Source organism: Rhodoferax potami (assembly GCF_032193765.1).
GTDB lineage: Bacteria > Pseudomonadota > Gammaproteobacteria > Burkholderiales > Burkholderiaceae_C > Allorhodoferax > Allorhodoferax potami.
In genome coordinates this window covers 2,652,354-2,679,115 of sequence record NZ_JAVBIJ010000001.1, presented here as the reverse complement: position 1 = coordinate 2,679,115, position 26,762 = coordinate 2,652,354, and the positions used below count along the sequence as shown (strand labels likewise).

Genomic DNA, 26,762 nt, shown 5'->3' with positions numbered 1-26,762 from the left:
ATGTCGTACCAATTCGGAAAAGTCTCCCTGCGTCAGCGCATTGCGCCCTGGTTCTCGGGGTTTGACGGGCCCTTGGCCTTTGCGGTGTTCATGCTGGCGTGCGCCGGTTTGCTCATCATGTATTCATCGGGTTTCGACCATGGCACCCGGTTTGAGGATCATGGTCGCAATATGCTGATTGCCGCCGCCATCATGTTTGTGGTGGCCCAGGTTCCGCCGCAGCGCTTGATGCTGGTGGCCGTGCCGCTCTACACCGTGGGGGTGGCGCTGTTGATCGCGGTGGCGATTTTTGGCATCACCAAAAAAGGGGCCAAGCGCTGGGTCAACGTCGGGGTGGTGATCCAACCCAGCGAGATCATGAAAATTGCCATGCCGCTGATGCTGGCCTGGTGGTTCCAAAAACGCGAGGGGCAGTTGCGCCCCCTCGACTTCGTGGTGGCCGGTGGTTTGCTGGCTGTCCCGGTCGGCCTGATCATGAAGCAACCCGATCTCGGCACCTCGCTATTGGTCATGGCCGCCGGCTTGGCCGTGATTTTTTTCGCCGGCATGAGCTGGAAGCTGGTGATACCGCCCGTGGTGATCTCGGTGGTCGGCATTGTGTTGCTGGTCGTGTTTGAGCCCCAGCTGTGTGCGGATGGTGTGCGCTGGTCTGTGCTGCACGACTATCAGCAGCAGCGGATTTGCACCTTGCTGGACCCCACCCGGGACCCCTTGGGCAAAGGCTTCCACATCATTCAAGGGATGATTGCAATCGGCTCCGGCGGCATTACCGGCATGGGCTTTATGAAGGGGACCCAGACGCACCTCGAGTTCATCCCCGAACGCACCACCGACTTTATTTTTGCGGCTTACTCCGAAGAGTTCGGCCTGATCGGCAATGTGTTTTTGCTCTGCGCGTTCGTCTTCTTGATCCTGCGGGGTCTGGCGATCGCGCTGGAGGCGCCCACCCTGTTCTCCCGCCTGTTGGCAGGGGCTGCGACGATGATCTTTTTTACCTACGCCTTTGTGAACATGGGCATGGTGAGCGGCATCCTGCCGGTGGTGGGCGTGCCCTTGCCGTTCATTAGTTACGGCGGCACCGCCATGGTGACACTGGGGCTGGCGCTCGGTATTTTGATGTCGATTGCCAACTCCAAGCGCTTGGTGCAAAGCTAAGGTGGCGGGGTTCGCGGTCACGCTGATCGGGGTGGGCAACATGGGCGGGGCCATGGCGCAGCGCCTGGCCCGGCTGGGGTGGGCCCCGGCCATCCATGATCTGGACCGCGCCAAAGTGGAGGCTTTATTGCCATTTGGTGCGCTAGCGCCCGAAAATATTGCGCAAGCTGCTTCCAAAAGCATAGCAACTATTCTCTGTGTGGTCGATGCGACCCAAGTCCGTGATGTGCTGTTTGGCACCGACGGACTGGCTCGGCACCTGCCCGCAGGCCATGTGGTCATGCTGTGCCCGACCATTGCCCCGCACGATGTGGAGTCAATTGCCACGCAGCTACTTGCCCAAGGGGTCTGGACCCTGGATGCCCCGATGTCCGGCGGCCCTGCGCGTGCACTGGACGGCAGCATGAGCCTCATGGTGGCCGGGCCTGGTGCCGCGCGGACGCTATGTCGCCCCTTGCTGGAGGCCTTGTCCAGCAAGGTGTTTGACATCAGCGATCGGCCCGGTGACGGCGCGCGCACCAAACTGGTCAATAACCTGCTGGCGGGTATCAATTTGGTGGGGGCCGCAGAGGCGATGGCGTTGGCCGACCGCTTGGGGCTGGATGCCAGCCGCACGCTGGACGTGATTGCCCAGAGCAGTGGCCAGAGCTGGATCGGTACTGACCGTATGCGCCGTGCGGTGGCCGGAGATCTCGCGCCGCGCGCCCACATGACCTTGCTGGCCAAAGACACCCGTTTGGCCCTGGATGCGGCACAGGCCGCCGGTTTTGCCGGGCCCCTGGGCGAAGCGGCCAGCGCAGTGTTTGCCCAAGCGGTGCGGGCAGGCCTGGCCGGGATGGACGACGCGGCGTTGCTGGAATTTTTGAAGCGCTAAGCGGCCATACCCCTGTGGCAGGCCCCGACTCTGGCGACACAGCCACTGCGCCAGCCGTGCAGAGGCCTAAAATGGCCGCATGATCTCCCGCGAACCCACCATCGAACGCTTGGCCACGGCCAAATCCCTGTTGCTGACGCCCTTCGGGCTGGATGAGAGCCATCTCACCCGCGCGCTGAACGAAATCAAGGCGCACCAGGTGGACGAGGCGGACCTGTACTTCCAGTACACCCGTTCCGAGGGCTGGAGTCTGGAAGAGGGCATCGTCAAAACCGGTTCCTTCAGCATCGACCAGGGTGTGGGCGTTCGCGCGGTGAGCGGCGAGAAAACTGCCTTCGCATATTCCGACGATATTTCTGAAGCCAGTCTGCTGGATGCCGCCCGCACCGTGCGCACCATTTCGGCTGCAGCGCAGAACAAGCGTGCGAAGACTGCTACCCCAAAGATAGCAGGCGGCCGCAAGCTCTACGCCGGCCTGGACCCGATTGCCACGCTGGACAGCACCGCCAAAGTGGAGCTGTTGGGCAAGGTGGAGAAGCTGGCACGCGCCAAAGACCCACGCATCATCCAGGTGATGGCCGGCCTGGCTGCCGAATACGACGTGGTGATGGTCGCCCGTGCCGACGGCACGCTGGCTGCCGATGTGCGTCCGCTGGTGCGACTGAGCGTGACCGTGATTGCCGAGCAAAAGGGTCGCCGCGAGGTGGGCTCTAGTGGTGGCGGTGGCCGTTTCGGGCTGGCGTATTTCACCGATGCGCAAATTGAAGATTACGTGGATCAGGCCGTGCACGCAGCACTCACCAACCTTGATGCCCGCCCCGCGCCTGCCGGCGAGATGACTGTGGTGTTGGGTGCCGGCTGGCCCGGCATCCTGTTGCACGAAGCCATCGGCCACGGGCTGGAAGGCGACTTCAACCGCAAGGGCAGCAGCGCCTTCAGCGGCCGCATCGGCCAGCGCGTCGCCGCCAAGGGCGTGACGGTGCTGGACGACGGCACCATCGCCGATCGTCGCGGCTCGCTCAACGTGGATGACGAAGGCAACCCCAGCCAGCGCAATGTGTTGATTGAAGATGGCATCTTGAAGGGCTACATCCAGGACAGCATGAACGCCCGCTTGATGGGCGTGAAGCCCACCGGCAACGGCCGCCGCGAGAGCTATGCCCACTTGCCCATGCCCCGCATGACCAACACCTACATGCTGGGCGGCGACAAGGCGCCGGAAGAAATCATCGCTAGCATCAAAAAGGGCTTGTACGCCCCCAACTTCGGTGGCGGCCAGGTAGACATCACCAGCGGCAAATTTGTGTTCTCTGCCAGCGAAGCCTATTGGGTGGAAAACGGCAAGATCCAATACCCCGTCAAGGGTGCGACGCTGGTGGGCAGCGGCCCCGAGTGCCTGAAGCGCGTCTCCATGATCGGCAACGACATGAAGCTGGACCCCGGCGTGGGCACCTGCGGCAAAGAGGGCCAGAGCGTGCCGGTGGGTGTGGGTCAGCCTACGCTGCGCATCGATGGTTTGACCGTAGGTGGAACTGCTTAGTGGCAAGCGTAAGCCGCTGTCAGAAACCTGTGCTACATTGAACCCCATGCATTCCGCACGTTTCTTCTTTAGCTACTTTTGGTTCTCACGCACATCCGGCGGTCGAGAGATCTGAACGTACCCAAAAGAAACGTCCTGAATCTTCCCAAAAACCGCCGGCACCCCCGGCGGTTTTTTTATGCCTTTTTCAACCTGTTTTATTTGTAACTTGGACTCTGGAGACCTGACATGAACGCTAAAGCCTCTGCAACCGGTGAGTGGTACGGACAAGCCCAGCCCGCCGACCGCACCAGTAAAACCGACGACGAACGCATCAAGGACATCACCGTGTTGCCCCCTCCAGAGCACCTTATCCGCTTTTTCCCCATTCGCGGCAGCGCGACCGAAACCCTGATTTCGGACACCCGCGCCACGATCCACAACATCATGGCCGGCAAGGATGATCGCTTGCTGGTCATCATCGGGCCCTGCTCCATCCATGATCCTGCCGCTGCGCTGGACTACGCCCGCCGTCTGAAAGTGGAGCGTGAGAAGTACAAAGACACGCTGGAAATCGTGATGCGCGTGTACTTCGAGAAGCCCCGCACCACCGTGGGCTGGAAGGGTCTGATCAATGACCCCTACCTGGACGAGAGCTACCGCATCGACGAAGGCCTGCGCATTGCACGCCAGTTGCTGATCGAGATCAACCGCTTGGGCGTGCCTGCGGGCAGCGAGTTCTTGGACGTGATTTCTCCCCAGTACCTGGGCGACTTGATTTCCTGGGGCGCCATCGGTGCGCGCACCACTGAGAGCCAGGTGCACCGCGAGTTGGCCTCCGGCATCTCTGCGCCCATCGGCTTCAAGAACGGCACGGACGGCAATATCAAGATCGCAACCGACGCTATCCAGGCAGCGGCCGGCGGTCACCACTTCTTGTCGGTGCACAAAAACGGCCAAGTGGCGATTGTGCAAACCAACGGCAATCCGGACTGCCATGTGATTTTGCGCGGCGGCAAGGCGCCCAACTACGATGCCGCCAATGTGGCCGCCGCCTGTGCGGACCTCGCCAAGGCGAAGTTGCCCCAGACCCTGATGGTGGACTGCAGCCACGCCAATAGCAGCAAGCAGCACGAAAAGCAGCTCGATGTGGCCAAAGACATTGCCGGCCAGATCAGCGGTGGTTCGCGCAGCGTGTTTGGTGTGATGGTGGAAAGTCACCTGAACGCTGGCGCCCAGAAGTTCACCCCCGGCAAGGACGATGCAACTGCCTTGGAATACGGCAAGAGCATCACCGATGCTTGCCTGGGCTGGGACGATTCGGTGGAGTCTTTGGAAGTGCTGTCTACCGCCGTGAAGGCGCGTCGCGCAGCCTGATGGCACCATAAAAAAAGCCGGAGTGATTGCTCCGGCTTGCATTACCCAGCGGGCCTGAGTGCCCGCTTTTTTGTGCCTTATTGCAGCGGCTCAGGGGCCCGCAGCGACTCCATCACCGCGTCCGGCGTACCACCCGCAGCCAGATGGGTTTTGTACCAGACGCTCAGGATCGTGCTGATCACCGGGCCGGGGTTCTCGCGGACTTTGGCCACGTTCCACTGGTTGAGTTGGCAGATGCGTTCGACGAGGTCCATGTCCATGTCGATGGCTTCGGCGTCGCAACGGCGCAGTTTCAGGTCGGTGAATTGGGCGCCTTCCGGGAGGCGGAGTTGAAAGTTCGGATCGGTTTGCATGGGGTTGTGGGTTAAATATGGCGCTAGCGCTCGCAGATATTGCGCGAGCAGCTATGAAGTTTGTAGCAAGTTGGCAAGTTTGGCGTGGATGCCGCCGAAGCCGCCATTGCTCATGCACAGCACGTGGTCACCCGGTTGCAAGGCGGCGGCTACTTGGGCGAGCACAGCATCAATGGTGTCGCCCACTTGCGCCCGCGCGCCCATGGGGGCCAGCGCCTCGGCCGCGTCCCAGCCCAAGCCTCCGCTGTGGCAAAAGGCGAGGTCGGCTTCTTCGAGGCTCCAGGGCAACTGGGCCTTCATGGCACCGAGCTTCATGGTGTTAGAGCGGGGCTCGAACACGGCCAGAATGCGCCCGCTCCCGACTTGGCGGCGCAAGCCGTTGACCGTAGTGCGGATGGCGGTGGGGTGGTGCGCAAAGTCATCGTAAATGGTGACGGGTGCGCTGCCGGGCTGGCCTGCCAATGGGGCTTTGGCGCGCACTTCCATGCGGCGCTTGACGTTCACGAACTGGCCCAGGGCTTCGGCGGCGACGGCAGGAGACACGCCCACATGGTCGGCGGCGGCGATGGCGGCCAGCGCATTGAGCTGGTTGTGCACGCCGCCCAAGGCCCATTGCACCCGAGCCACTTCGCGGCCTTGGCGGTGGACCGCAAAGTCGTGGGGCTCGCCGACGGCAGAAAAGTCGCTCACTGCGGCGCCGAAGCTGCGTTGTTCGCTCCAGCAGCCTTGGTGCAGCACCCGGGTGAGGCTGTCTTCCAGGCCGTTGACGACCACGCGGCCGGTGCCGGGCACGGTGCGCACCAGATGGTGAAATTGTCGTTCGATGGCGGCTAGGTCGTCAAAGATGTCGGCGTGGTCGAATTCCAGGTTGTTCAGGATGGCGGTGCGTGGGCGGTAGTGCACGAATTTGCTGCGCTTGTCGAAGAAGGCGGTGTCGTATTCGTCGGCCTCGATCACGAAGAGTTTCGCTCCGGAAGCGGGGTGGAGGGCCGCCTGCGCCCCCAGCTCCGTGTCCCCCGCCCGCTTTGCGGGCTCCTCCTTGACCTGCGCAGAGGGCGCAGACGCCCCTCCGCCCAGTCTTGCCGATACTCCGAAATTCAGCGGGACGCCTCCGACCAGGAATCCGGGTTGAAGCCCGGCGTACTCCAGCACCCAGGCCAGCATGCTGGTGGTGGTGGTTTTGCCATGGGTGCCGGCGACGGCCAGCACATGGCGGCCTTGGAGCACGTGTTCAGCCAGCCATTGCGGGCCGCTGGTGTAGGGCGCGCCCGCGTCCAGAATGGCTTCCATGAGCGGGAATTTGGGCGTTCCGTCAGCGAGCCGCGCGCGGCTGACGACGTTGCCGATCACGAACATGTCAGGCTGCAAGGCCATTTGTACAGCACCGAAACCTTCGATCAGTTCGATGCCCAAGGCCCGGAGCTGGTCGCTCATGGGGGGGTAAACGCCGGCATCGCAGCCGGTTACTTTGTGGCCGGCTTCACGCGCCAGCGCGGCCAAGCCACCCATGAAGGTGCCGCAAATGCCCAAGATATGAATATGCATGGCCCGTATTCTACGGTTGGCAATTGATACGGAATTTTTGGAGTTTTTTGGCGTTTGGCCCAAGCAGAATATGCGGATCCAGCTATCAAAAATATAGCAAATATGCGGTGCGTAAGGCTTTGCGATGGCGGGCACAATGGCGCCATGGACGATCTGAAAGAAGAAATAGCGGCCACTGCCGCCCGTATGGTGGTGGAAGAGGGCTTGGAGTACGGTGCAGCCAAGCGCCGTGCGGTCAAGCAATTGGGGGTGCCGCCCCGTTCCGGTTTGCCCGACAACGACCAAGTGGAGGCCGCTGTCGAGGAGTACATCTCCATCTTCTGCGCGGACACCCAGCCCGAGGAGTTGCGGGCCCTTCGCGAGCTGGCGGTGCAATGGATGGAGCGGCTGGAGTCGTTCCGGCCGCATCTCGGAGGTGCTGTGTGGCGGGGCACAGCCACCCGTAACAGCGATATTTATCTGCAGTTGTTTTGTGATGATCCCAAATCGGCGGAGATCATGCTGATTGACAAGGGTGTGCGCTTTGAGGTGCGCTCAGTGCCGGGGCTGCAAGGGGAGATGGTCGATGCCCTGAGCATCCATGCCATGTGCTTGCCCTTGGGCGAGCACGTGGGGGTGCATCTCTTGGTCAATGACCTGGATGATGTGCGTGGCGCACTCCAGCCCGATGGGCGTGGTCGTGCCCGGCGTGGCAATATGGCGGCAGTTCAGCGCTTGTTGGAGTCGGATGATGCAAATTCCTGAAAATTCGGTCGCAGTAGCGCCTTCGGCTCGGCGTCGGAGGGTCTTGTGGGGTGCGGTCGCCGGGGTGGCGGCTGTGGCCGGAGCGGGTTTGTCGTGGCGCCAACAAGCAGCGTCGTCCGTGATGGAGCCGGTGCCCGGTTTTTGGGCGCAGCAATGGCAGACGCCCCAAGACACGAACCTGGCGATGCAACAGTTCCAAGGGCGCCCCGTGTTGATCAATTTTTGGGCGACGTGGTGCCCTCCGTGTGTGGATGAGCTGCCTTTGTTGGACCGTTTTCATACCGAGCAAGGGCCCAAAGGTGTGCAGGTGTTGGGGTTGGCGATTGACCGCAAGGAGGCGGTGGTGCCGTTCTTGCAGCGGGTTCCGCTCCAGTTTCCTGTGGCATTGGCGGGCTTGTCAGGGACGGATCTCGGACGCGCGCTGGGTAATGTGACCGGGGGGCTGCCGTTCTCTGTGTTGGTGGCCTCAGATGGCGCGGTTGCGCAGCGCAAGATGGGTCGAGTCCATGCGGAAGACTTGGTCGCTTGGGCTGCGGTAAAATAGAGTCTCTCACCTAGTGCTTCTGACCCGGAAGCACTGTCTCAAGCCCTTTCGGGGCGATTTTATTTAGACATTTTTCCAGTCTTTTCCCTTGATTTGGGTGGAGATATGGTTTTTTGGCGGTGTTTTGCTGTAAATTCGCCGTTTTACAAATGTCGGTTGTTGGAGATTCCATGGATTTACGCAAACTCAAAACCTTGATCGATCTGGTGTCTGATTCGAATGTTTCGGAGCTGGAAATTACCGAAGCCGAAGGCAAGGTCCGTATCGTCAAGGGTGGTGGTGCTGTGGTTCAGGGCTACGCGCCCGCACCTGTGTATGCAGCGCCCGTGGCTGCGGCGGCTCCTGCCAGCGCACCTGCTGCAGCGCCAGTGGCTGCCGAACCGGTGGTGGATGCTGGTCACACCGTGAAGTCGCCGATGGTGGGTACTTTCTACCGCTCGTCCGCCCCAGGCGCCAAGCCATTCGTCGAAGTGGGTGATTCGATCAAGGTCGGCGAGACCATCTGCATCATCGAAGCGATGAAGATCCTCAACGAAATCGAGGCAGACAAGTCCGGTACCGTGACCAAGATCTTGAGCGACAACGGCCAGGCAGTGGAATACGGCCAGCCCTTGTTCATCATCGAATAAAACGCAGCACCCATGTTCAAGAAAATTCTGGTCGCCAACCGGGGCGAGATTGCGCTGCGTATCCAGCGCGCCTGCCGCGAGTTGGGTATCAAGGCCGTCATGGTCTATTCCGAGGCGGACCGCGAAGCCAAGTATGTCAAGCTCGCTGAAGAAGCGGTTTGCATCGGGCCGGCTCCTTCGGGCCTGAGCTACCTCAATATGCCGGCCATCATTTCGGCGGCGGAAGTGACAGACGCGGAAGCGATCCACCCCGGCTACGGTTTTCTGAGTGAAAACGCAGACTTTGCCGAGCGTGTCGAGAAGAGCGGCTTCCAATTCATCGGGCCTACCCCTGAATCCATTCGCATCATGGGCGACAAGGTGTCTGCCAAGCAAGCCATGATCCGGGCGGGCGTGCCCTGCGTTCCCGGCTCTGAGGGCGAGTTGCCGGATGATCCGGTCGCCATGAAGCGGATCGCCAAGTCCGTGGGCTACCCGGTCATTATCAAAGCGGCAGGTGGCGGTGGCGGACGCGGTATGCGTGTGGTTCACACCGAAGCCGCGTTGGTCAATGCGGTTGCCATGACCAAGGCGGAAGCCGGTGCGGCATTCAACAATCCGGCGGTTTATATGGAGAAGTTTCTCCAGAACCCGCGGCACATTGAAATCCAAATCCTCGCGGACAAGCACAAGAATGCGGTTTACCTTGGCGAGCGCGATTGCTCGATGCAGCGCCGTCACCAAAAGGTGTTGGAAGAGTCCCCCGCGCCGGGCATCAACCGCAAGTTGATTGAACGCATAGGGGAGCGTTGCGTCAATGCTTGCAAGAAGATCGGCTATCGCGGAGCGGGAACTTTCGAATTCCTCTACGAAGACGGTGAGTTCTACTTTATTGAAATGAACACCCGTGTTCAGGTGGAGCATCCGGTCACTGAAATGGTGACGGGTATCGATATCGTGAAGACGCAGATCATGGTGGCTGCCGGTGAAAAGTTGCCGTTTACCCAGCGCCAGATTGAAGTGCGCGGTCACGCCATCGAGTGCCGGGTGAATGCCGAGGATCCTTACAAGTTCATCCCTTCGCCAGGACGCGTCACCATGTGGCACGCGCCGGGCGGCCCGGGTGTCCGTGTGGATTCGCATGTGTACACCAACTACTTTGTGCCCCCGAACTACGACTCCATGATCGGCAAGATCATTGTGCACGGCGATACCCGCGAGCAGGCGATGGCCCGCATGCGTACCGCGCTGGCGGAGACGGTCGTGGAAGGAATCAATACCAACATTCCTTTGCATCGTGAGTTGATGGTGGATGCCAAGTTCATGGACGGTGGAACCAACATCCACTACCTGGAGCACTGGCTGGAACAACACAAGCGATAAGGCGTTGCATGTTTGAATTGCGTTTGATGTGTCCCGAAGACCGGGTCGAAAACCTGAGTGATGCGCTGGACGCATTGGATGCACTGAGTGTCAGCGTTGAAGACGCTGATGCCCAGACGGATGCCGAACAGGCATTGTTTGGTGAGCCCGGTATGCCTCCGCCGAAAGACGGATGGCAGCGCTCACGGGTGATTGCCTTGTTTGCAGAGCGCACGCAAGCCGATGAGGCTTGTGCGCTGTTGCAGGCCCAGGATTTCTTTGAAGGCTGCCAGGTTCTGGGGATCGATGCCTTGGAAGACCAGGATTGGGTGCGCTTGACCCAGTCGCAGTTTGCGCCGGTGGAGATTACCCCTGAGTTCTGGATCGTGCCTACATGGCACGAGCCTCCCGCGCAGGCCAAAGAGGTGATTCGCTTGGATCCCGGACTGGCTTTTGGTACCGGCACGCATCCGACGACGCGCATGTGCTTGCGCTGGATCGCAGGCCACGGTGCGACAGGTCGAGTGCTGGATTACGGGTGTGGCTCCGGCATTCTTGCGATTGGGGCAGCCAAATTCGGTGCGACTGAAGTGATCGCGGTCGATATTGATCAGGCCGCGGTCGACTCCACAGTGCTGAATGCGCAAGCTAACCAGGTGGAGCTGTCTGCCGGTTTGCCCGAAGCGGCTCAGGGCGAGTTTGATGTGGTGTTGGCCAATATATTGGCGACCCCATTAAAAGTGCTCGCGCCCTTGTTGCGTGCGCATGTCAAGACGGGCGGGCACCTCGTGCTGGCCGGAATTCTGGAGCGCCAAGCGGACGAGCTGAAAGCGGCCTATGCGCCTTATTGCACCCTTTCGGTGTCAGACACCGAAGACGGGTGGATCTTGATGACAGCTGCCGTATAACTGCGGTGTTTGCGACCACTACAATGTGACGCAATGAGTCTGATTACCCAGTGCCCGGCATGCTCCACGATGTTCAAAGTCGTGCCGGACCAGTTGCGTATTTCAGATGGCTGGGTGCGGTGCGGTCAATGTGATGAGGTGTTTGATGCCAATGCCCACTTGCACACCGCAACAGAAGCACAACCGGCCCCAGAGCCCGAGTCCCGTGAAGTGGCTGCGCCTACCAGTCCTGACCCGGACTGGGCTGCCTCTCTGCGATTCGAGTCTGACGATACTGCTCCACCTGAAAAGGTCGCTGTTGAGCTGCTAGACGCAGAGACTCCGCCTCCTGAGCCGTGGTCTTCGGCGCCCGCACAACCGGTTGACAACGATCCTGCGCTGGATGATTTCCTTGCCCAGGGCCCTGGCGCTCTCGCCGGTGGGGCAGAGCCGGATACGCCACCTCTGGAGTCTGATAACAAGAGCGATCTAGACGCCCTTGGTTCGCCCGCGCCCCGCTATACGCAAGCAACTCCGTCTCCAGCAACTGGCGAGCCAAAGCTCTCATTTATGCCCAAGGGCGATGGGCTTGTGTTTTGGGACCGGACCTTGGTCAAGTGGGGTCTTGCCGGGATTGCTGGTGTATTGGTGCTCGCCCTGGGGTTGCAATACGCGTATGTAGAGCGCGACCGCATTGCCGCTTATCAGCCTGAAGCCGTTCCTGTGTTGGAGGTTCTGTGTGAGTGGGCCGGATGCCAGCTCGCACCCTTGCAGTCGATTGAAGCGGTCGTGATCGACAGTTCTTCGTTTACCAAACTCCGTTCGGACGTATACCGTTTGAATGTGGCCATCAAGAATACCGGTACGGTTCCGGTGTTGCCTCCCTCTTTGGAGCTCACGCTCACCGACATGCAAGACCAAAGCATGATTCGCAAGGTGTTGGCGCCACGTGATATCGGCTGGATGGCGTCCACTCTGGAGCCCGGTGCCGAGTTCACTGCGTCATTGCCGCTTGCCGTGAAAGCAGCTTCGCCTACAGAGCGGGTTTCTGGGTACCGTTTGCTGGCTTTTTACCCTTAACAGGCGAGTCGCAACGAAAAAAAAGCCCGGACCTTCAAGGTTCCGGGCTTTTTTGTAGGTGCAGGCTATTAAGGCTTGCTGGAAGTTGGAAACGGCCACGCAGCTTGCGGGTTCAGTGTGGTTTGCGCTGCTGGAGCGGCTGCCTTGGCAGCCTTTTTTGCAGGGGCTGCAGGCTTTTTGGCTACTGCGGCTTTCTTCGCGGGAGCTGCTGCTTTTTTGGCAGGAGCGGCCTTCTTGGCTACTACGGCTTTTTTCGCGGGAGCTGCTGCTTTTTTGGCAGGAGCGGCCTTCTTGGCTACTACGGCTTTTTTCGCGGGAGCTGCTGCTTTTTTGGCAGGAGCGGCCTTCTTGGCTACTACGGCTTTTTTCGCGGGAGTTGCTGCTTTTTTGGCAGGAGCGGCCTTCTTGGCTACTACGGCTTTTTTCGCGGGAGCTGCTGCTTTTTTGGCAGGAGCGGCCTTCTTGGCTACTACGGCTTTTTTCGCGGGAGCTGCTGCTTTTTTAGCAGGAGCGGCCTTCTTGGCCACTACGGCTTTTTTCGCGGGAGCTGCTGCTTTTTTAGCAGGAGCGGCTGCCTTCTTCACTGGGGTTGCTTTTTTCGCTGGAGCGGCTTTTTTTGCCGCTGGTTTTTTTGCAGTTGCCATCATGTTCTCCTTGTTCAAGGTGCAAAGAGCACTTCCTGCTACGTATTTGGCAGAAAGCGATTCATGCCACTGGACGCAGTTCCAGTGGCATGAACTTGGTAACGCCCGCCCTTCGTTGTGATCACGCGATCTACGAAAGGTGGCGAAAACTTTAACGGCATAACGAGCAAGTTAATCCCAGGACAGCGCGCCGCCGGACTGGTACTCGATAACACGCGTTTCAAAAAAGTTACGTTCTTTTTTGAGGTCAATCATTTCGCTCATCCATGGAAATGGATTTTCTTCGTTCGGGAACAAGGCCTCAAGGCCGATCTGTGTCGCACGGCGATTGGCGATGTATCGCAGGTAGCCCTTGAACATCGAGGCGTTCATGCCCAACACGCCACGGGGCATGGTGTCTTCGGCGTAGCGATATTCCAGCTCCACCGCCTTCTCAAACAGTGTTTTGATCTCTGCCTTGAATTCCGGTGTCCACAAGTGCGGGTTCTCCAGCTTGAGCTGGTTGATCAAGTCAATGCCGAAGTTGCAGTGCATGGACTCGTCCCGGAGGATGTACTGGTACTGCTCTGCTGCACCCGTCATTTTGTTCTGGCGGCCGAGCGCCAGAATCTGGGTAAAGCCCACATAGAAGAACAAGCCCTCCATCAAGCAAGCAAACACGATCAGCGACTTCAGAAGCGTCTGATCGGTGGCAGGTGTGCCGGTATGGAAGTTGGGATCCATGATCGCTTCAATGAAGGGGATCAGGAACTCATCTTTGTCGCGAATCGATTGGACTTCGTTGTACGCATTGAAAATCTCGCTTTCGTCCAGGCCGAGAGATTCCACGATGTACTGGTAGGCGTGCGTATGGATAGCTTCTTCAAACGCCTGGCGCAACAAAAACTGGCGGCACTCCGGTGCAGTGATGTGGCGGTAGGTGCCCAACACAATGTTGTTAGCAGCCAATGAGTCGGCTGTCACAAAGAAGCCGAGGTTGCGCTTCACGATGCGGCGTTCATCCTCTGTCAGACCATTAGGGTCTTTCCACAACGCGATGTCGCGGGTCATGTTGACCTCTTGTGGCATCCAGTGATTGGCACAAGTGGCGAGGTATTTTTCCCAAGCCCACTTGTACTTAAATGGCACCAATTGGTTAACGTCGGTCTGTCCGTTGATGATGCGCTTGTCTGATGCATTGACGCGCTTGCCACTGGCGCTGGCCTTGGCCACTTGCACTGCTTGGGACATGGAGGCGCTGTACGCCGAAGTGCCTGTCGCAGACGACACCGACGCCTGCGCGCCCTGACTGTTTTCAGACGGATTGCGCGCGTAATTCGACGGCGATGCGGGCTTGACTTCTTCGTCCCAGGACAACATAGTTTTTTCCAATCTTCGGATTATGTGAGCAGTGAATTGAATTGAAAAGCGTTCATTCAATTCACTGAAAATTTGTGTTGCTCACGAGCATCGCAAGTGGTCTTGCGATGCTGATGAACTTACTGGCAGGACTCGCAGGTCGGGTCGTCCACGCCACAGAATTTGATGTCGGTCGCAGCACTACTAGACAGCTGCATCTGCTCTTGCGCAGCCGCCGCAGCGGCTTCAAGTGCGCTCGACATCTTGGGTGTGCCTTGGCTTTCATTGCCGGAAGACACCGCGTTCAGGCGACCCGCGCTGACGGTGGATTTCTCCACGTGCGTAGCAGACATGGTGCGGAGGTAGTAAGTGGTCTTGAGACCACGCAACCAGGCCAGCTTGTAGGTCTCATCCAGCTTCTTGCCGGAGGCGCCCGCCATGTAAATGTTCAGCGACTGTGCTTGGTCGATCCACTTCTGGCGACGTGCGGCAGCTTCCACCAGCCAGCGTGTTTCTACTTCAAATGCGGTGGCGTAGAGCTGCTTGATTTCTTGTGGTACACGGTCGATCGGGTGGAGGGATCCGTCAAAGTGCTTGAGGTCCATCACCATGACGTCGTCCCACAGGCCCAGTTGCTTCAAGTCGCGTACCAGGTAGCTGTTGATGACCGTGAATTCACCGGACAGGTTGGACTTGACGGACAGGTTGCCGAAGCAAGGCTCGATGGACGCATCCACACCAATGATGTTGGAAATCGTCGCTGTAGGAGCAATCGCTACGCAGTTGGAGTTGCGCATGCCGTCTGCTGCAATTTTGTTGCGCAGAGCATCCCAATCCAGCGTAGATGAGCGATCTACCTCTACGTAGCCACCGCGTGCGGTGGCCAGCATATCGATGGTGTCCAGTGGCAGGATTCCCTTGTCCCACAGGCTACCCTTAAAGCTGTGGTACTTGCCGCGTTCGCGTGCCAAGTCTGTCGATGCCCAGTAGGCGTAGTAGCTGATCGCTTCCATGGATTTGTCGGCAAATTCAACGGCAGCTTCGCTGGCGTAGGGGATGCGCAACTCGTAGAGGCTGTCCTGGAACGCCATCAGACCCAAGCCAACAGGACGGTGACGCATGTTGGAGTCACGTGCCTTTTTCACGGCGTAGTAGTTGATGTCGATCACGTTGTCCAGCATGCGCATGGCAGTCGAAATCGTGCGCTTGAGCTTATCGTGGTCGAGTGCACCATCTTTCAAGTGCTGCAGCAAGTTCACAGAACCCAAGTTGCAGACGGCGGTTTCGGTGTCGGATGTGTTCAGTGTGATTTCTGTACACAGGTTCGACGAATGCACCACACCTGCGTGTTGCTGGGGCGAGCGGACGTTGCAAGCATCTTTGAACGTGATCCAAGGATGACCGGTTTCAAACAGCATGGTCAACATCTTGCGCCAGAGGTCGCTGGCCTGCAGGGTGCGTGATGGCTTGATTTCACCGCGAGCAGCCTTTTCTTCGTAAGCCACGTAGGCCTTCTTGAAGTCAGCGCCGAACAGATCGTGCAAGTCGGGCACGGTAGATGGGGAAAACAGTGTCCATGTACCTTTTTCCATGACCCGGCGCATGAACAAGTCAGGAATCCAGTTCGCCGTGTTCATGTCGTGGGTGCGGCGGCGGTCATCGCCGGTGTTCTTGCGCAGCTCCAGAAACTCCTCGATATCCAAGTGCCATGTTTCCAGATAGGTACATACGGCGCCTTTGCGCTTGCCGCCCTGGTTCACCGCTACAGCCGTGTCGTTGACCACCTTCAGGAACGGGACCACGCCTTGTGATTCGCCGTTGGTTCCTTTGATATGGGAGCCCAAAGCGCGTACGCGGGTCCAGTCGTTGCCCAAGCCGCCGGCGAACTTCGACAACAGTGCGTTTTCTTTGATGGATTCGTAGATGCCGTCCAGATCGTCGGGCACTGTGGTCAAGTAGCAGCTCGACAGTTGCGAACGCAAGGTGCCGCTGTTGAACAGGGTAGGCGTGCTCGACATGAAGTCGAAGCTGGAGAGCACTTCATAGAACTCAATGGCACGTGCTTCACGGTCAATCTCATTCAGCGACAGGCCCATGGCGACGCGCATGAAAAATGCCTGTGGCAGTTCGATGCGGGTCTTGCCTTCATGCAGAAAGTAGCGGTCATACAGGGTTTGCAGACCCAGGTAGTCGAACTGCAGGTCTCGGCTGGCCTTGAGGGCTTGACCCAGGCGCTTCAAGTCGAATTGCTGCAGTTTTTCGTCCAGCAGTTCGGCTTCGACGCCGCGCTTGATGAAGCCAGGGAAGTAGTCCGCATAGGCTTCTTGCATGTCGGCTTGCGCCACATCACGACCCAGCACTTCGCGGGAAATGGTGTGAAACAGCAAACGCGCAGTGGCGTAGGTGTAGTCGGGGTCTTTTTCGATCAGGGTCCGCGCTGCCAGGATGGCTGCCTTGTACACCTCGTCCAAGGGGACGCCGTCGTACAGGTTGCGCATGGTTTCTGCCAAGATGGGGGCAGCCTTGACGTCAGCACCCAAACCACTGCATGCCGTCTCGATGCGGGATTGCAGTTGGGCCAAGTCCAGAGGTACGCGCTGGCCATTGTCGATAACGTGGATCACCGGAGCGGCAGGAGCCTCGGTGGCGACTTGTTTGGCACGCTCTTGAGTGCGGCGCTCGCGGTACAGCACATACGCACGGGCGATTTCATGGTGACCACCGCGCATCAGGCCCAGCTCTACTTGATCCTGCACGTCCTCAATATGGAAGGTGCCGCCGCCCGGACGGGAACGTACCAGCGCGCGAATCACTTGCTGCGTCAGGCCATCGACCGTCTCGCGCACGCTGGCGGATGCTGCGCCTTGGGTGCCGTGCACTGCAAGAAACGCTTTCATCATGGCAACTGCAATTTTGTTCGGCTCAAATGGCACCACTGCGCCGTTGCGGCGGATGATCTGGTAGTGCGAATAAGCTTGCGTCGCCGGCGTTTCGTTGCCGGGAACGGGGGACAGCAGCGGGGCGGGTGCCGTGGGTACGGCCGTGGAAATAGATTGCATAGTTTCCTCGTCTAAATCGGGTGTATTTTTGTGTGATCTGTGTGCCGCGTGGCTTGCTGCGACTAAGGGGCTTCGCACCCGCGCATCAACCAAGGCACACTATATCTGGGGTCTGGGGTGCTTGCAACCCACTACCGGTAGTGTATCTGCTCAGCACCCTTATATTTTGATCAGGGCCTTTGCCCTTCGCATTCCACTTGCCGGAAAGGGTGCATCAAAGCCTTGATTGGCGTAAAGTTTTCAAGCCGAATGAGGTTTGATGCGGCTTGCAGCAGCATTTGGCGTGGAACGGCACGATGGATGCGGGTGTCGTGCTTTCAGGGGCGTCTGATCGACACTCAAAATTTTTTCAGAAGCTTGGCGATCTGTTCAAGACTTGTGGCTTTCTTGCCATGGAGCGGGTAACTCCCAGTCCGAAATTGCACCCCAGAGCTTCAGTCGTTCCCACTCGAATCCGGGACCCGGGTCGGTCTTCCTGCCGGGCGCAATATGCTCATGGCCCGCGACGTACCGGATTGCATAGTTCTGCGCGATTGCCGCACACAAGCGCTCCAAGCTCTCGTATTGATGGGCGGTAAACAAGTCGTTGTCCATGCCCTCCAACTCAATGCCAATCGAGTTGTCGTTGCAATTGGGTTTTCCGCGATAGGTGGATGCGCCCGCGTGCCAGGCACGTGCATCGCAACTGACAAACTGGCACACAGTGCCCGTGCGCGTCACAAAGAAATGGCTGGAGACTTCCATGCCCCGGATCGTTTGGTAATACGGGTGCGCATCCCAGTTCAGGGTATTGGTGAATAGTTGGCGCACACCGTCGCCTCCATATTCGCCGGGGGGCAGCGAGATAGAGTGCAGTACTACCAAGTCGGTGTCTGCATCTGCAGGCCGTGAGCCGAAATTGGGCGAGGCCTCGTGGAGCGCTTCGCTCCACCAGCCTTCTGACCAGCTGCCGGTCGCACCTCGGGGGGGGTTATTCCGGTTTTCCATCGTCATGTTCGGGCGCATCGATGGACAAGCGCTCCATCCGGTAACGGATTTGCCGCAAACTGATGCCCAAGCGCTGGGCTGCAGCGGTCCGGTTGAAACGGGTCTCACGCAGGACGTGGATCAGGATTTCACGCTCCTGAGCGTCCAAATGGCTTTGCAAATCGGCGGGGATGCTGAACGAGCCGGGCTCAGACGCCGGTGCCACGGGGGCGGGCAGATCCGTCGCGCCCAAACCAGCGGGCTCGAATTCGTGGCCATGGGTGTCGAGTTCCAAAACATCGCCTTCAGACAACGCCAACGCGCGATGCAGCAGGTTTTCCAACTCCCTGACGTTGCCCGGGAGCGGCAGCGCTTTCAATTGCGCGAGCAGGTTTGCTGAGAGCGAGGGCGCCGGCACACCCGTCTCTTCACAAATTCTGGCGACCAGTGCCCGGCAGAGGGCCTCCAAGTCGTCTCTGCGCTCCCGCAGCGGTGGCAGCTGCAGGTCGATCACGTTCAAGCGGTAATACAAGTCCTGGCGAAAGTGCTGTGCCGCAACCTCCGCCACCAGATCTTTGTGGGTGGCGCTGACCAGGCGGACATCCACACTCTCCTCCTGGTTGCTGCCGAGAGGGCGGATTTTTCGCTCCTGAATTGCCCGCAACAGCTTGGCTTGCATCGCCAGAGGCAAGTCGCCGATTTCATCCAAAAACAACGTGCCGCCGTGTGCCGCCTGGAAAAAACCTGGCCTGTCTTGGGTCGCGCCGGTATAGGCACCCTTGCGGGCGCCGAAAAACTCCGCTTCCAGCAAAGACTCCGGAATGGCACTGCAATTGACCGCCACCCATGGCCCGGAGGCCCGGTGACTGTTGGCATGCAGGGCTCGCGCAGCCAGCTCTTTGCCGGTGCCCGACTCGCCCCGGATCAGCACCGGCGCCATGCTGCGCGCCACCTTGGCAATACGCTCCTTCAGGGCCACCATGGTGTGGGATCGCCCTACCAACTGATCCAGCGCTTTGGCGCCTTCAGTGCCAGTGTCGGCAGGGCCCTTAACAGATCGCTCGGTGTGTGCGCCAGCGCCAGGGCTGGTGCCACCCAAGGCTGCCATGACCGCGCTGCGGAACTGCTTCAAGTCCACGGGCTTGGTCAGGTAATCAAATGCGCCGGCCTTTAGCGACTCGACCGCATTCTCGGCCGAGCCATACGCCGTAATCACAATGCAGCGCTCTTTGCTTTTGAGCTCACGCAGAGCGTGCAGGATGTCGATACCCATGCCGTCGGGCAGGCGCATATCGGTGATCACTAAGTCATATTTATGGGCGGCGACTGCATCCAGGGCCTCGTGTACCGAGGCAGCGGTGTCTACCTGATGGCCTTCGCGCAGTAGTGTGAGCTCATACAAGGTCCGCAGGTCCGGCTCATCATCGACCACCAGGATGCGGGCGTTGTTCAGTACAGGGATGCTTGCCATAGAGAGTTGCCGTCGGTGTCCTGGGTCATGGGGCCCTTGATAAGGCTCAGTGTCAGCGTGAAGTCATTGCCTTCGTGGAGTTGCCCACTCCGGATGCGGGCGCTGCGTTGGTACCGCAGGGTGGCACCGTGGCGTTCGCAGAGTTCGCGTGAAATGTACAGCCCTAAGCCGCTGGAGCGGCTCTCGGACGAGAAAAACGGCTCAAACAAATGCCGCTCCACCGTCTGGTCCATACGGGCTCCGTCGCTCCACACCGAGACGCAAGCCGCAGTGTCGGTGTAGGTCACCGTGATTTGCACAGCTTCCAGCTGTTTGCTCGCGTAGCGCAGCGCGTTGTCGAGCAGATTAATCAGAACTTGGCGCAGGTGCTCCGGGTCAAAGCGCACTGCGTGTGGACGGGGGTCAATGTCGATACCTATCAGCCCGCCAATGCTCTTGTGTTGTGCCCAGTCTTGCGCCATGCGGTGAACCGTCTCGCTCAGGCCATACAGGGCGTCGTGTTCGCCTGCAGATGTGGTGCGGGCACGGGCCACATTCAAAATGTCGTCCACGATTTTGCCCAGCCGCTTGGCATTCTGGCTCACCATCGTAGTCAGGCGCAGTTGCTTAGGATCCTGCAGCTCCTCAGACAACAGCGCATTTGCCTGCGCAATCGCGGCCAAGGGGTTGCGTATTTCGTGGGCTACGGCGGTCGACATGCGCCCCATACTGGCCATCTTTTCGGTGCGGATGCGGGCCTCCGCATGGCGCTGGTCTTGCAAAAACAGCACACACAGACTGTCCTCGCCGATGCCTTGAGGCGCCGCGAGCCGGGTCCGCGCCAGTACCTTGAGCGCACTGCCGTGGTCGTGCACGAGTTCCACCTCGGCTTCCTGGCTTTGGCCACTCCCGTGGCTCAGCCGGGTGAGTAGCAACAGCGGGCGCCATGCCGGGTCTGCCTTCAGGTCAAAGAGTGCGGAGCGCAGCCGGTCTTCGTCGCCCAGCAGGGCACGAGCCGCCGGGTTCGCGGCCCGCACGATTCCGCGCTGATCCACAATGACGACCCCCTCGGGCATTGCCTCAATGACCAACTCGTTCACCTCACGTTGGATGGAGGCTGCCAATTGGTTTTGCCGGGCCCGGTGCCCCTCATTGGCCAAGCGAGTTGCCAGTTGGTTGGCCAAAAAGGCCACCGCAAAGTAGCCAATGCCGCTGAGCCCCGCCTGGGCAAACGCAGCCGGGTTGTCGATGTCGTTGACCAGCTGTGTCCAGCTGGCGCCGCCCAGCAGCAGCATAGTCACGCCAGCCGCCGTGCCCAATGCCAGCCGCAGCGAGCCCAGCACCGAGGCCAGCAACACCGGCAAGGCGAACAGGGGTGTGTAGTTCAGGTTGTTGCCGTTGAGCCACTGCAGCGCTGAAAAAACCAGAACATCAATTCCGATCAGCACGCCCCAGGTTTTGCTGAACGCACCGCCCAAAGGCCGGGGTTGCAATAGCAAGCGCGCCCCCAGCGTACTGACGAAGTACACCGCGGTGATGACCAGCAAGGTTTTGCTGTGTGTGGTGCTGGTGACAAACAACGTGGTTTGCAGGCCCACCAAAGCGGCTCCCAGCACCCAGCGCGCGGTCATAAAGGCCTGCCATAGGCGCTTGAAGTCACTGGTGTCCGGCGTTTGCTCGGGGGGCGCCTCCAGCGATGACGCACCAAACCAAGAGTTTTCGCCCGGGTCGTTCGTCATCCGTTTTCTGCCAAGCGCAGGTGTTCCGCGCTGCAATAGGCGCCACGCTGGCCTTGCACCAATTCGCTAGCGGGCACATGCAGCTTGCAATACGCACAAGCCCCCATGGCGACGCTGCCTGCCTTGGGCGGCGCCTCCGGCGGCGGTGCAGTGGGCGGGCGCTTGGCTTTCTGGCTGCGCCAGTACCAGATCACCCCGAAGATGACCAGCAGGATCACCAGGTTCTTCATGCCGACCGGCCCAACAAGACTTCGAGCACAAACCGGGACCCCACATACCCCAGCAACAACAGCACACTGCCGGTGTAGAGCACCGCCACGGCGCGTTTGCCCCGCCAGCCGAAGCGTGCGCGGCCCAGCAGCAAGACGGCAAACGTGATCCACGACAGTACCGAGAAGACGGTTTTGTGATCCCAGTGCCATGCGTGGCCTTTGCCATAGACCACATCGCCAAACAGATAGCCCATGCCTAGCGTGGCAGTCAGCAGTACGAACCCGGCCGCGACAAACCGGTAGGTCAGTCGCTCCAGAGTCAACAAGGGCAAACCACTGTGCGGGTCTGCGGCTTGGCGGATGCGGGCCTCTGCGCGACTCATCAACCACGCGTGCACTACGGCAGTACCAAACAGCCCGTAGCTGGCGACGCCAAAGGCCAGGTGCGTCGGCAACCAAATGGTTGCCGTGCTGGGCAGGGGGGCGCCCGGGAAAATGCAGGCCAACAGCACCGCCGCCGCACCCACTGCAGACAAGGCCCACCGGGTTTGGAGTTGCGGGTAAATCTGGCTTTCAATCGCGTACACCGCAGCCACGACCCACGCCGTCATGGAGAGTGCGGTGGCAAAACCAAAGTAGGTGGGCGGCAAAAGCAGGCCCCAGGCGAGTGCCGCCCCGTGCAAAAACCAGGCCCACGCCACCCATGCACGGGCTGCGTTGGAGCTCAGGTGCGCGGCCCTGAGTGCCGGCCACGCATAAGAACAGGCCGCCAAAACCGACAAGGCTAAGCTGGTGGGGGACGCACTGGCTAAAATCATGTGCACAGTTTAGCGTTTTGCTCCCTGCCGGCACTGTCCGGCTCACACCGCAGGTTGCGCCTGCCGGAATACTTCAATATGGCCTCCGCTCTTACCGACAAACTTTCCCGCCTCGTTAAAGACCTGCGAGGCCAGGGGCGTATCACCGAGTCCAACGTCACCGACATGCTGCGCGAAGTGCGCATGGCGCTCCTGGAGGCCGACGTGGCCCTGCCGGTGGTGCGCGACTTCATTGCCCGGGTGAAAGAAAAAGCACTGGGACAAGAGGTGCTGGGCTCCTTGCAGCCCGGCCAGGTGCTGGTGAGTATCGTCAACCGCGAACTCTCCGCCACCATGGGCGAAGGCGTAAGCGACATCAACCTCGCTGCCCAGCCGCCCGCGGTGATCTTGATGGCCGGTTTGCAAGGTGCCGGTAAAACCACCACCACCGCCAAGCTCGCCAAACACTTGATCGAAAAGCGCAAAAAGAAAGTGCTCACGGTATCCGGCGACGTGTACCGCCCCGCGGCGATTGAGCAGTTGAAGACGGTGACTGCGCAGGCTGGCGCGGAGTGGTTCCCTTCCACGCCCGATCAAAACCCGGTCGACATCGGCCGTGCCGCGTTGGACTACGCCAAAAAGCACTTCTTTGATGTGCTGCTGGTCGACACCGCAGGCCGCTTGGCGATTGACGAAGCCTTGATGGCGGAAATCAAAAACCTGCATGCAGCGTTGAACCCGGTCGAAACGCTGTTCGTGGTAGACGCCATGCAGGGCCAAGATGCGGTCAACACTGCCAAGGCCTTCAAGGAAGCCCTGCCACTGACCGGCATCATCCTCACCAAGACCGATGGCGACTCGCGTGGTGGTGCTGCGCTGTCAGTACGCCAGATCACCGGCGCACCCATCAAGTTTGCCGGTACCAGCGAAAAGCTAGATGGACTAGAGGTGTTCGACGCCGAGCGCCACGCCGGCCGCATTCTGGGCATGGGCGACATCGTGGCGCTGGTGGAGCAGGTTACCGCCGGTGTAGACATCGAAGCCGCCAAAAAGCTGGCGGACAAGGTCAAGAGTGGCGCAGGTTTCGACCTGAATGACTTTTTGGCCCAGATCCAGCAAATGAAGCAGATGGGCGGCCTCTCCAGCCTGATGGACAAGCTGCCTGCCGCCATGGCGGCCAAGGCCGGCCAGGTGGACATGGACAAGGCCGAGAAAGACATCAAGCGCAAGGAAGGCATCATCCACAGCATGACGCCGCTGGAGCGCCGCAAACCCGAGCTCATCAAGGCCACGCGCAAGCGCCGCATCGCTGCCGGTGCGGGCGTGCACGTGCAGGAAGTCAACCGCATGCTCAAAGAGTTTGAGCAAATGCAAGAGATGATGAAGAAGATGAAGGGCGGCGGCATGATGAAGATGATGAAGCGGCTCGGGGGCATGAAAGGCATGCCCAAGATGCCCTTCTGATGGCCGAACACACGCAGCAACAAGTATTGAAGGGCATCGGCCTGGCCATTCTGGCCATGGCCTGCTTTGCCACCTTGGATACCACCACCAAATGGGTGTCGCTGAGTGCCCCGCTGATGGTGGCCATGTTTTTCCGCTATGCGTTTCAGGCCCTCGCCACCACGGCGATTGAGCTGCCCCGGCAGGGGCGCGCCTTGCTGCAGACCGAGCATTTGGGCTTGCACATCGCGCGTGGCGGTTTGTTGCTGGCGACCAGCATCTTTGCGTTTCTGAGCCTCAAGCACATGCCGGTGGGCGAGTTCACCGCCATCGTGCTGCTGACCCCGCTCATCGTGACACTGCTGGCCGCCCGCATGCTGCATGAAAAAGTGTCGCGCCTGCGCTTGTTGCTCGTGGCCGGCGGGTTTGCCGGTACCTTGGCGATCGTGCGGCCTAAAGGAGCAGATTTCAATTGGGCGCTGCTGTTTCCAGTGTGCGTGGTGCTGGCCAATGCAGGCTTTCAGCTGCTCACTAGCCGCATGGCCCGCACCGAAGACCCGATGACCATGCAGTTCTACACCGGCTGGACCGGTGCATTGGTGGCTGCGGTGGCATTGCCCTTTGCATGGGCGCCTATCACTTCGCCAGCGGTTTGGAGTGGCCTGCTGTTGATGGGCTTTCTGGGGAGTCTGGGCCACTTCATCTTCATCCAGGCTTTTAAGCGCGCGCCGGTGGCGGTGCTCATGCCCTACATGTATGCCCAGATTGCGTTTGCCATGCTCGGTGGTTGGTTGATGTTCTCCCACGTGCCTGACCACTGGACCTTGGCTGGCATGGGGCTGATTGCGGTGTGCGGCGCGGCAGGGGCGTGGCTCACCGCGCATGAAAGCCGGGCCGCGGCGGAGGCGCCGGAGCACTGAGTGCTGCACGGTGTAGAGGAAATCAGGCTGAAGCGCAGGGGCTGGGTTGAGTCTGCACGCTTGGTGGGCATCGTATTGTTGATGTGCGTGTTTGTGGTGTTGACCATCGCTTACGCGTAATAACATGCAGCAGCGCCAACTTTTCTCTTACCCACCATGACAAACAAACACAAATGGCTGTTCACGGCTATCTCCTTGGTGCTGGTGTTTGTTGGGCTACTCGCCATCGTCACAGAAACCCACACCGGATCGTCGAAGTACACCGGCATTTGGACGATGGTGGGCGACGACGCCATATGGTTTGGCAAAACCTGCCTGCTATTGGCGGTGCTGCCCCTGATCGTCTGGCTGCCTAAATCTTGGGTCGGCTACGGTGTTGCAGCATGGTGGTTGGGCCTGATGGCATGGCTGTTTCTGCCATTCGTTTTGCGCTAGCCCACCCGCAGTGTCAGAGTGCATTTTTAAGCGAAAAGAGGCACTGGCCCCTATGAAGTATGCGCGAGCAGCTCCTAAATCAATAGCAAGTCAAAGCATCCGCCCCGTCTTCACAAACCGGTCGTGCCACGACAGCGCCTCGTTCAGGATGTGCGGGGTGTGGCGGCCGGGGGCTGTTTGCAGGGCGCGGTTGAAGTAATCGCGCAGGGCGGGGCGGAAGTCGGGGTGGGCGCAGTGCTCGATGACGAGTTGGGCCCGCTGGGTGGGCGACTTGCCGCGCAGGTCGGCTAGGCCTTGTTCGGTGACGATGATCTCCACATCGTGCTCGGTGTGGTCGGTGTGCGAAACCATGGGTACGATGCACGAGATGGCGCCGTCTTTGGCGGTCGAGGGCGTCATGAAGAACGACAGGTAAGCGTTGCGGGCAAAGTCGCCTGAGCCGCCAATGCCGTTCATGATGCTGCTGCCCATGATGTGGGTGGAGTTCACGTTGCCGTAGATGTCTGCCTCGATCATCGCGTTCATGGCAATCAGCCCCAGGCGGCGTATCACCTCGGGGTGGTTGCTCATCTCTTGCGGGCGCAGAACGATGCGCTCGCGGTAGAAATCGATATTGGCGTTGAACTCGTCCAGCGCCGCCGGGCTGAACGAGAGCGCCGTGGCTGAGGCCATGGTCAGCTTGCCGGACTTGATCATCTCCAGCATGCCGTCTTGCAGCACCTCGGTGTAGGCGCTCAGGTGGTTGAACGGGCCTCGGTTCAGCCCGATGAGCACCGCGTTGGCAATATTGCCTACGCCGCTCTGCAGCGGCAGCAGGTCGGCCGGCAGGCGGCCGGCGTTTACCTCTTGCTGCAAGAAGTTGATGATGTGGCCGGCAATACGTTCGGAGGTTTCATCCGGGGGAGAAAAGGGCGAGTTGCGGTCGTGCTCGCTGGTTTCCACCACCGCAATCACCTTGGCCGGGTCGCAGTGCAGGTAGCAGTCGCCAATACGGTCCCCGGGTGCCACCAGCGGGATCGGCTGGCGGTGCGGCGGAATGCGGGTGCCGTAGTAAATGTCGTGCATGCCCTCCAGCCCGGCGTGCTGATGGCTGTTGACTTCCAGAATGATGTGGTCGGCCAGGTCCAGCCAGGTCTTGTTGTTGCCCACCGAGGACGAGGGAATCAGCCGTCCGTCCGGCAGGATGCCCGCCACTTCCACCACCGCCACTTTGAGTGGCCCGAGAAATCCGAACCACGCCAGCTGCGCCACATGCGAGAGGTGGATGTCGGTGTACTGCATCTGCCCGGCGTTGATCTGCTTGCGCACCGTGGGGTCGGACTGGTAAGGCAGGCGCATGGAGACGCCGTGCGCTTGGGCCAGCGCGCCATCCAGCTCGGGCGCGGTGGAGGCACCAGTCCACAGGCCGATTTGAAAGTCTTCGCCCGCGGCGTGCAAGGCGTCCATCCGCTGGGCTAGCGCCTGCGGCACTGCCTTGGGGTGGCCGGAGCCGGTAAAGCCGCTCATGCCCACATTGGCGCCAACGGGGATGAGCGCGGCTGCGGCTTCTGCAGACATGATCTTGGCCTGAAAGGCAGGATGTTGAATACGGCTGGCCGTTGGCATGTCAAAAAGCTCCGGGTCGGTGGCGTGAACGTGGCCGGTTCGGTGAATGCCGGCGCGAGCCATCTTACGTCCGCCTTGCGGGTTTACCCGTGGGAGTTTCTTGACT

General features: G+C 60.0%; 24 protein-coding genes. 13 read left to right on the top strand and 11 right to left on the bottom strand.

The features are described 5' to 3' along the window. From rodA to RAE21_RS12850, 4 genes are all read left to right on the top strand, one after another. Window positions 1-1,155: a rod shape-determining protein RodA gene (gene rodA, locus RAE21_RS12865; protein WP_313875102.1), complete on the top strand. Its 1,155-nt coding sequence runs from the start codon at window positions 1-3 to the stop codon at window positions 1,153-1,155. A 1-nt stretch (window position 1,156) separates the two neighbouring features. Beyond that, on the top strand, window positions 1,157-2,029 hold the full coding sequence (locus RAE21_RS12860; RefSeq protein ID WP_313881695.1) for an NAD(P)-dependent oxidoreductase: 873 nt from the start codon (window positions 1,157-1,159) through the stop codon (window positions 2,027-2,029). Between the two features lie 79 nt (window positions 2,030-2,108). After that, complete coding sequence (gene tldD, locus RAE21_RS12855) at window positions 2,109-3,569, top strand: metalloprotease TldD (protein ID WP_313881693.1); 1,461 nt, start codon at window positions 2,109-2,111, stop codon at window positions 3,567-3,569. A gap of 228 nt (window positions 3,570-3,797) precedes the next feature. After that, window positions 3,798-4,925 (top strand): 3-deoxy-7-phosphoheptulonate synthase, encoded by a 1,128-nt coding sequence (locus RAE21_RS12850; RefSeq protein ID WP_313881692.1) that lies wholly within the window; start codon window positions 3,798-3,800, stop codon window positions 4,923-4,925. Between the two features lie 77 nt (window positions 4,926-5,002). Here RAE21_RS12850 and RAE21_RS12845 read toward each other — a convergent pair whose 3' ends face one another. Together RAE21_RS12845 and mpl are read right to left on the bottom strand one after the other, a co-directional pair. Continuing rightward, entirely contained in the window at window positions 5,003-5,278 is a 276-nt protein-coding gene (locus tag RAE21_RS12845; protein ID WP_313881691.1) for a hypothetical protein, read from the bottom strand. Window positions 5,279-5,329: 51 nt separating this feature from the next. After that, the gene (mpl, locus tag RAE21_RS12840; RefSeq protein WP_313881690.1) at window positions 5,330-6,823 is read right to left on the bottom strand and encodes a UDP-N-acetylmuramate:L-alanyl-gamma-D-glutamyl-meso-diaminopimelate ligase; all 1,494 of its coding nucleotides are present in this window, start codon (window positions 6,821-6,823) and stop codon (window positions 5,330-5,332) included. Window positions 6,824-6,967: 144 nt separating this feature from the next. On the opposite strand from mpl, the gene RAE21_RS12835 reads away from it, so the two are divergent. From RAE21_RS12835 to RAE21_RS12810, 6 genes are all read left to right on the top strand, one after another. Next, window positions 6,968-7,567 carry a hypothetical protein gene (locus tag RAE21_RS12835; protein ID WP_313881689.1) on the top strand — a complete coding sequence of 200 codons (600 nt, stop codon included), beginning with the start codon at window positions 6,968-6,970 and terminating at the stop codon, window positions 7,565-7,567. Continuing rightward, window positions 7,554-8,111, top strand: a complete 558-nt coding sequence (locus tag RAE21_RS12830) for a TlpA family protein disulfide reductase (RefSeq protein ID WP_313881688.1) — start codon at window positions 7,554-7,556, stop codon at window positions 8,109-8,111. The genes RAE21_RS12835 and RAE21_RS12830 overlap by 14 nt, the downstream gene beginning before the upstream one ends. Before the next feature lie 170 nt (window positions 8,112-8,281). Further along, the gene (gene accB, locus RAE21_RS12825; RefSeq protein ID WP_313881687.1) at window positions 8,282-8,740 is read left to right on the top strand and encodes an acetyl-CoA carboxylase biotin carboxyl carrier protein; all 459 of its coding nucleotides are present in this window, start codon (window positions 8,282-8,284) and stop codon (window positions 8,738-8,740) included. 12 nt (window positions 8,741-8,752) lie between these two features. Then, on the top strand, window positions 8,753-10,102 hold the full coding sequence (accC, locus tag RAE21_RS12820; protein WP_313881686.1) for an acetyl-CoA carboxylase biotin carboxylase subunit: 1,350 nt from the start codon (window positions 8,753-8,755) through the stop codon (window positions 10,100-10,102). A gap of 8 nt (window positions 10,103-10,110) precedes the next feature. Continuing rightward, window positions 10,111-10,989 (top strand): 50S ribosomal protein L11 methyltransferase, encoded by an 879-nt coding sequence (gene prmA / locus RAE21_RS12815; RefSeq protein WP_313881685.1) that lies wholly within the window; start codon window positions 10,111-10,113, stop codon window positions 10,987-10,989. Window positions 10,990-11,022: 33 nt separating this feature from the next. Then, complete coding sequence (locus RAE21_RS12810) at window positions 11,023-12,048, top strand: DUF3426 domain-containing protein (protein WP_313881684.1); 1,026 nt, start codon at window positions 11,023-11,025, stop codon at window positions 12,046-12,048. A 68-nt stretch (window positions 12,049-12,116) separates the two neighbouring features. Here RAE21_RS12810 and RAE21_RS12805 read toward each other — a convergent pair whose 3' ends face one another. The 8 genes from RAE21_RS12805 to RAE21_RS12770 form a co-directional block, all read right to left on the bottom strand. Beyond that, window positions 12,117-12,692: a histone gene (locus tag RAE21_RS12805; RefSeq protein ID WP_313881683.1), complete on the bottom strand. Its 576-nt coding sequence runs from the start codon at window positions 12,690-12,692 to the stop codon at window positions 12,117-12,119. A gap of 171 nt (window positions 12,693-12,863) precedes the next feature. Beyond that, window positions 12,864-14,051 (bottom strand): ribonucleotide-diphosphate reductase subunit beta, encoded by a 1,188-nt coding sequence (locus RAE21_RS12800; protein WP_313881682.1) that lies wholly within the window; start codon window positions 14,049-14,051, stop codon window positions 12,864-12,866. Between the two features lie 119 nt (window positions 14,052-14,170). Next, entirely contained in the window at window positions 14,171-17,089 is a 2,919-nt protein-coding gene (locus RAE21_RS12795; RefSeq protein ID WP_313881681.1) for a ribonucleoside-diphosphate reductase subunit alpha, read from the bottom strand. Between the two features lie 369 nt (window positions 17,090-17,458). Further along, window positions 17,459-18,076, bottom strand: a complete 618-nt coding sequence (ampD, locus tag RAE21_RS12790; protein WP_428984066.1) for a 1,6-anhydro-N-acetylmuramyl-L-alanine amidase AmpD — start codon at window positions 18,074-18,076, stop codon at window positions 17,459-17,461. Continuing rightward, complete coding sequence (locus RAE21_RS12785) at window positions 18,060-19,526, bottom strand: sigma-54-dependent transcriptional regulator (RefSeq protein WP_313881679.1); 1,467 nt, start codon at window positions 19,524-19,526, stop codon at window positions 18,060-18,062. Before RAE21_RS12785 ends, ampD begins: the two co-directional genes overlap by 17 nt. Continuing rightward, window positions 19,505-21,244 carry a sensor histidine kinase gene (locus RAE21_RS12780; RefSeq protein ID WP_313881678.1) on the bottom strand — a complete coding sequence of 580 codons (1,740 nt, stop codon included), beginning with the start codon at window positions 21,242-21,244 and terminating at the stop codon, window positions 19,505-19,507. The genes RAE21_RS12785 and RAE21_RS12780 overlap by 22 nt, the downstream gene beginning before the upstream one ends. After that, on the bottom strand, window positions 21,241-21,474 hold the full coding sequence (locus RAE21_RS12775; RefSeq protein WP_313881677.1) for a PP0621 family protein: 234 nt from the start codon (window positions 21,472-21,474) through the stop codon (window positions 21,241-21,243). The genes RAE21_RS12780 and RAE21_RS12775 overlap by 4 nt, the downstream gene beginning before the upstream one ends. Continuing rightward, complete coding sequence (locus tag RAE21_RS12770) at window positions 21,471-22,274, bottom strand: cytochrome C assembly family protein (protein ID WP_313875120.1); 804 nt, start codon at window positions 22,272-22,274, stop codon at window positions 21,471-21,473. The genes RAE21_RS12775 and RAE21_RS12770 overlap by 4 nt, the downstream gene beginning before the upstream one ends. A 78-nt stretch (window positions 22,275-22,352) precedes the next feature. Between RAE21_RS12770 and ffh the strand changes: the two genes are divergently transcribed. From ffh to RAE21_RS12755, 3 genes are all read left to right on the top strand, one after another. Further along, entirely contained in the window at window positions 22,353-23,717 is a 1,365-nt protein-coding gene (gene ffh / locus RAE21_RS12765; RefSeq protein WP_313881676.1) for a signal recognition particle protein, read from the top strand. Further along, window positions 23,717-24,616, top strand: a complete 900-nt coding sequence (locus RAE21_RS12760) for a DMT family transporter (protein WP_313881675.1) — start codon at window positions 23,717-23,719, stop codon at window positions 24,614-24,616. The genes ffh and RAE21_RS12760 overlap by 1 nt, the downstream gene beginning before the upstream one ends. Window positions 24,617-24,772: 156 nt before the next feature. Beyond that, a complete protein-coding gene (locus RAE21_RS12755; RefSeq protein ID WP_313881674.1) occupies window positions 24,773-25,051 on the top strand; it encodes a hypothetical protein in 279 nt (92 codons plus the stop codon). A gap of 90 nt (window positions 25,052-25,141) precedes the next feature. Here the strand turns inward: RAE21_RS12755 and scpC are convergent, their stop codons facing one another. Further along, complete coding sequence (gene scpC / locus RAE21_RS12750) at window positions 25,142-26,656, bottom strand: succinyl-CoA:acetate CoA-transferase ScpC (RefSeq protein ID WP_313882704.1); 1,515 nt, start codon at window positions 26,654-26,656, stop codon at window positions 25,142-25,144. Window positions 26,657-26,762 lie beyond the last annotated feature (106 nt).